We start from the raw sequence: 1,289 nt of genomic DNA on the forward strand, positions 1-1,289 counted from the left end.
GATCAGCAATTGCACGGGTGTATATGTAACGCAAGGGGGAAACTCCACATCGTGGAAGATCGGTCCTTCGACCAATGTGGTAACCCCCAACACGAATAAAACGGCGGCATTCAATCCAAACACGACCCTGAGTACAACTATACGCATGGTTCCGTTTGCAGGGGCCAGGACCATTACAGTACATTTCAATACGCTGACAATAAGCGGACGGGTTGTGAAAAACAATACGGAAATCACCTCCAGCCAAAGCGTACAACTGAAAGAGGGAAGAAGCTATACGATGAAAGTACAGTTTAAAAAAGGTCCCGGCATCAATGTGTTGGAGAAAGATATTAATCTTACGCAAAACGGATGTACAGCCCAGGATAAGAAAAGCCTGGCCAAATTAATATGGGCGGACGGAAATCTGAAATCAACAGGAAATTCTAACTATGTATGGACTACCTCGACAGATAGAGGTTATTATTATACTTTTTATAGCACTTATACAGGGAACAAAACTACAAATAACACAGATCCATGTTCGAAACTTAACACCTCAACTTATGGAACTGGGTGGCGTACCCCATCCGAAAGTGAGTATCTTCCATTAACCCGATGTACAGATAATGTGATAACAAATGGTGGCATGTGGTTTATGAATAAGAGTATTGGTATTTTTCTATTGGCATCTGGATCAATAGGTAATGGTGGAGGCTGTTCAACTGGTAGTCCTACTATTGGTGGAGGCACGATTGGACAGTATTGGACTTCAACAAAAGATGGAAATAGGGGGAAATGCTTCGTATTTAGCAATAATGGTGCACCAACTATGTTTTCTGATTATCAAGCAACTGGAGTGCCAGTCCGTTGTGTTAAAAATAATTGATTGTTATTTATGATTAAGGTTGGCTTGTGAATAAAGTCTTGATCAGTATCCTATAAGAAGTGTCAGAAATCTGACACTTCAAGGAACTGTAGGCTATATTTTGACCTTTATAAGCTACGGATCGATTAGGTATTTTGAGTAAAAACCACTAAAAACACTCTTGTACAAGAGTCACATAATCAGATTATCGAACAATTTTTGAGAAAAAGGGAGATAGCTATCCCGTAGTTCTTAGGGTACTCTTTTAGAGACCAAAAAGGTTTACTAAGATACAGATTTAGTTTTTGAGAACGATGTTTCAAAAGACGTTCGTCTGATGCAACAAAGATAAGACGCTTTTTTCATCTGTGCAAATATTTCTGCATCCATTTAATTATCAGTCATTTATCTCTTCCTTTTGTGTTCAGTGTGCAGAGCCAAA

At 39.3% G+C, this 1,289-nt stretch carries 1 pseudogene; it reads left to right on the forward strand.

Annotation, left to right across the window (positions count from 1 at the left end):
* Nucleotides 1-868 (forward strand): annotated as a pseudogene (locus FDF36_RS20970) (hypothetical protein); the annotation flags it as partial.
* Between the last annotated feature and the right edge of the window lie 421 nt (nucleotides 869-1,289).

Origin of the sequence: Bacteroides fragilis, assembly GCF_019583405.1 — a bacterium.
In the GTDB taxonomy this organism is placed as follows: Bacteria; Bacteroidota; Bacteroidia; order Bacteroidales; family Bacteroidaceae; genus Bacteroides; species Bacteroides fragilis_B.